Annotated in this window: 4 protein-coding genes; 3 read left to right on the top strand and 1 reads right to left on the bottom strand. The window is 38.9% G+C overall.

Annotated elements, in window-relative coordinates; all coding sequences use genetic code 11:
- The 3 genes from nadC to BZK24_RS03220 form a co-directional block, all read left to right on the top strand.
- The coding region (gene nadC / locus BZK24_RS03230; protein ID WP_077656553.1) for a carboxylating nicotinate-nucleotide diphosphorylase at window positions 1–639 on the top strand (639 nt) is incomplete at its 5' end.
- A gap of 24 nt (window positions 640–663) precedes the next feature.
- Window positions 664–3,057, top strand: coding sequence for an N-6 DNA methylase (locus tag BZK24_RS03225; RefSeq protein ID WP_242423416.1), 2,394 nt, complete (start codon window positions 664–666; stop codon window positions 3,055–3,057).
- Window positions 3,054–3,668, top strand: a complete 615-nt coding sequence (locus tag BZK24_RS03220; RefSeq protein ID WP_077656552.1) for a ribonuclease HII — start codon at window positions 3,054–3,056, stop codon at window positions 3,666–3,668. Before BZK24_RS03225 ends, BZK24_RS03220 begins: the two co-directional genes overlap by 4 nt.
- Here the strand turns inward: BZK24_RS03220 and BZK24_RS03215 are convergent.
- Window positions 3,642–4,047 (bottom strand): hypothetical protein (locus BZK24_RS03215; RefSeq protein ID WP_143424370.1); only part of this gene is annotated, 406 nt, incomplete at its 5' end. The two genes, BZK24_RS03220 and BZK24_RS03215, sit on opposite strands and share 27 nt — an antisense overlap.

Here is a 4,047-nt window from a genome sequence, read left to right as displayed (position 1 = left end):
CAAACCATTAAAGATAAAGAGCGTTTCAAGCCTAAAGACACCTTAATGGAGATTAGGGGGGATTTTAGCATGCTTTTAAAGATTGAGCGTACCCTATTAAACCTTTTGCAACACAGCAGCGGGATCGCCACTTTAACGAGCCGTTTTGTAGAAGCTTTAAATTCTCACAAGGTGCGTTTGTTGGATACGAGAAAAACCAGACCCCTTTTAAGGATCTTTGAAAAATATTCCGTGCTAAATGGGGGGGCGAGCAACCACCGCTTAGGGCTAGATGACGCTTTAATGCTTAAAGACACGCATTTAAAGCATGTGAAAGATTTAAAAAGCTTTTTAACGCATGCCAGAAAAAACTTGCCTTTCACGGCTAAAATTGAAATTGAATGCGAGAGCTTTGAAGAGGCCAAAAACGCCATGAGCGCGGGAGCGGATATTGTGATGTGCGATAACATGAGCGTTGGAGAAACGAAAGAAATTGCCGCTTACAGAGAGGCGCATTACCCCTTTGTCTTATTGGAAGCGAGCGGGAACATTTCACTAGAGAGCATCAACGCTTACGCCAAAAGCGGCGTGGATGCCATTAGTGTAGGGGCTTTAATCCATCAAGCCACTTTTATTGACATGCACATGAAAATGGCTTAAAGACTTCAAAAAGGGGTTATTAGCATGCTAAAAGAATATTTAGAAAGCATTAAAGATCTGACGCCTGAAAGTAATGAACACACGCACCGTCGCCCTTTAGAAAACTTGCTTGATAGCTTAAAAGACCATTTCAATAAAGAATTTAAGATTGAGCATGAACCTAAAAGAGAGCGAGGAAGTCAGCCTGATTTTCGCATTTCTTTTCAAGGGCTTAATATCGGCTATATAGAAAATAAAAAGGTAGGGACCGATCTTAACCAGCTCTTAAAAAACGATCAAGTTCTTAAATATTTAGAATTAAACCCTAACCTCATGCTCACCGATTACCTTAATTTCGTGTGGGTAGGGAAAGATGAAGAGAATAAGCCTTTAATTAAAAGAGAAATTTCTATCGCCAGCCTTGACGAGCCCCCTAAACCCCCAAAACCCAACCCGCAAACCGCCGAGCGCGATCTGATTGAATTGTTTAGAGGCTTTTTCAATCACGAAGCAGCCCCTATTACTAACGCTAAAGATTTTGCAACGCGTTTAAGCGCGCCCACCAAGTATTTAAAAGACGCTCTAATCCAATACCAAAAAGACGATCAAGTTTCTAGCATTTTTAAGAATTTTAAAGAATATCTTTATGAAGAATTGAGTTTTGAAGACTTTAGCGATGCGTTCGCTCAAACGCTCACCTACAGCCTTTTTCTAGCCAAGCTCAACCACCCTTTTGAAAAAATAGATTTCAATAATGTGAGAAGCACTATCCCTAAAAACTTCGCTGTGATCAGAGAAATGGCGGATTTTTTAAAGAAACTTGATGAAATAAAAGAAATCCAATGGCTTTTAAATGAAATCTTAAGCTCGATAAATCATGTTGATATGGATTCTATCCTTAAAGATTTGAATGACGATAAAGACCCTTATTTGCACTTTTATGAAACCTTTTTAAGCGCTTATGACCCTAAATTGCGAGAGAAAAAGGGCGTGTATTACACCCCAGATCCTGTGGTGGAATTCATCATTAACGCTTTGGATAGCCTGCTCAAAACGCATTTCAAAGACGCTCCCTTAGGCTTAAAAAGCGCTTTAGATAACGAAAACATCAAGCTCTTAGATTTTGCTACCGGCACCGGCACTTTTTTATTAGAAGCGTTTAGAAAAGCGCTAGAAGTGAGAAAAACAAGCGATGGAGGTACCTCCACTAAAGAGGACAAATACCAAAACCTCTTGAAGCAATTCTATGGGTTTGAATATTTGATCGCTCCTTATGCGATCGCTCATTTGAACCTCAGCCAAGCCTTTAAGGAGGAATTTAAAAAGCCTCTCAAAGGAAACGATGTGCTTCAAATCATTTTAACCAACACCCTCATACAGCCTAGTGAGATCATCGCTTATCGTGGGCTAAACCCGATTTTTGAAAAAGAGCTTAAAAGCGCTCAAGAAATTAAAAAAAATGAAAACATCCTTATCATCACCGGTAACCCCCCTTATAGCGGGGCGAGCAGCAATAAGGGCTTGTTTGAATGGGAAGTGAAAGCCACTTACGGTATAGAGCCTGAATTTCAAACCATAGAAATTGAAAAAAACGTTAAGCTCACCGATAAAATCCAAACGCTTTTAAGCAGCGTTCAAATCCAAAAGCAAAGCGGCAGCAAAAACGCCCTAAAGGAACTTAAAAAACTCCATTCCAAATACAAACTGCAAAAGGAGAAAAACCCTAAATGGCTCTTAGACGATTACGTGAAATTCATGCGTTTCGCTCAAAACAAGATCGAATCATTAGGGCATGGCCTTTTTGGCTTTATCTCTAACAACGCCTTTTTAGACAACCCTACTTTTAGAGGATTAAGGCGCTCTCTTTTAGAATGCTACGATGAGCTTTATATCCTAAATTTGCATGGAAATGCGAGGAAAAGAGAGATTCCAATTCTTATAGAGAATCCTCAGTTTTGGTTGCAATATGCAATATGTCATATATCAATAGGCAAGTTTAAAGAGGCACAAGACTATTTGAATCAAGCATATGGTAAGGCGAAGCAAAAAAATAGGCTCTATAATGTGGATTATATTGACAATCAGCAAGCCCGATTATATATCTATCAAGGAATTGAAACTGAATATAAGGAAGATGCGTTCAGCTTTTTTAAAAAAGCTGTTGCGTTACTAGGAGGGCGTATAAAAGAAGATGAATATAAATACAGCATTATTGAAAGTTTTTGGAATTTTTTAGAAAAACATTTTCTGCATTTTGAAAAAAATAAGCAAGAAGTTATTCAGAAAGTTTTGGCGGACCATCATGAAAAGTTTTGTAATTTTTGTGGACAAGGTTCATGGTATAAACAAAAAATTATTAGGGGGTGCGAGAAGGTGTTTGAAAAGTATTTGCCTAATCCTGAAAAACCTAATCTCTCAAAAAATTTATCAAGCAAATGACTCTAGGTATTGATGAAGCGGGTAGGGGGTGTTTGGCTGGCTCGCTTTTTGTGGCGGGGGTGGTGTGCGGTGAAAAAACAGCCTTAGAGTTTTTAGAAATGGGGCTTAAGGATAGCAAGAAGCTCAGCCCAAAAAAACGCTTTTTCTTGGAAGATAAAATCAAAACGCATGGTGAGGTGGGGTTTTTCGTGGTTAAAAAAAGCGCGAATGAAATTGATAACTTAGGCTTAGGGGTGTGTTTGAAACTCGCTGTGCAAGAAATTTTAGAAAATGACCACTCTTTAGCCAATAAAATAAAAATAGACGGCAACACGGCGTTTGGCTTGAATAAACGCTACCCTAATATACAAACCATCATCAAGGGCGATGAGAAGATCGCTCAAATCGCTATGGCGTCTGTTTTAGCGAAAGCCTTTAAAGACAGAGAAATGCGACAATTGCACGCTTTGTTTAAGGAATACGGCTGGGATAAGAATTGCGGGTATGGGACTAAACAGCATATAGAAGCGATCATTAAGCTAGGGGCTACGCCTTTTCATCGGCATAGCTTCACGCTTAAAAACCGCATCTTAAATCCCAAGCTCTTAGATGTGGAACAACTCCTTGTTTAAAATCACGCTCAATTTTTTAGCGCTCGTTGAAGAAAGGTCGATGCGTTTGGCTTTAAAGTAAGCGATGAGATCTTCAGGCTGAATGAAAGGGAATTGCACCATGACATACACACGATGGTTGATGGCATCCACGAACCTTTTAGCCAAAATGGATTTAGATGTTAAAAAATCAACAAGCCCGAATAAATGGCTGATAACGTTATTTTTAACTTGAAGCGCTTTAACAATAGATTTGTGCATTTTTGTAGTGATTAAAATGCTTTCTAAAGTGCTGTAAGCATTCATTTTAGCCCTTAAAAAAGCCACTTTTTCAGCGTTCTCTTCAGGGGGCAATTTGTCATCATAGGGAATATAGTTGGAGCATCTAACTAATACAAAA

This window comes from Helicobacter pylori (assembly GCF_001998165.1).
GTDB classification, from domain to species: Bacteria; Campylobacterota; Campylobacteria; order Campylobacterales; family Helicobacteraceae; genus Helicobacter; species Helicobacter pylori_DL.
Note: the sequence above shows the minus strand (reverse complement) of the source record. Positions and strands in the feature narration are given on the sequence as shown.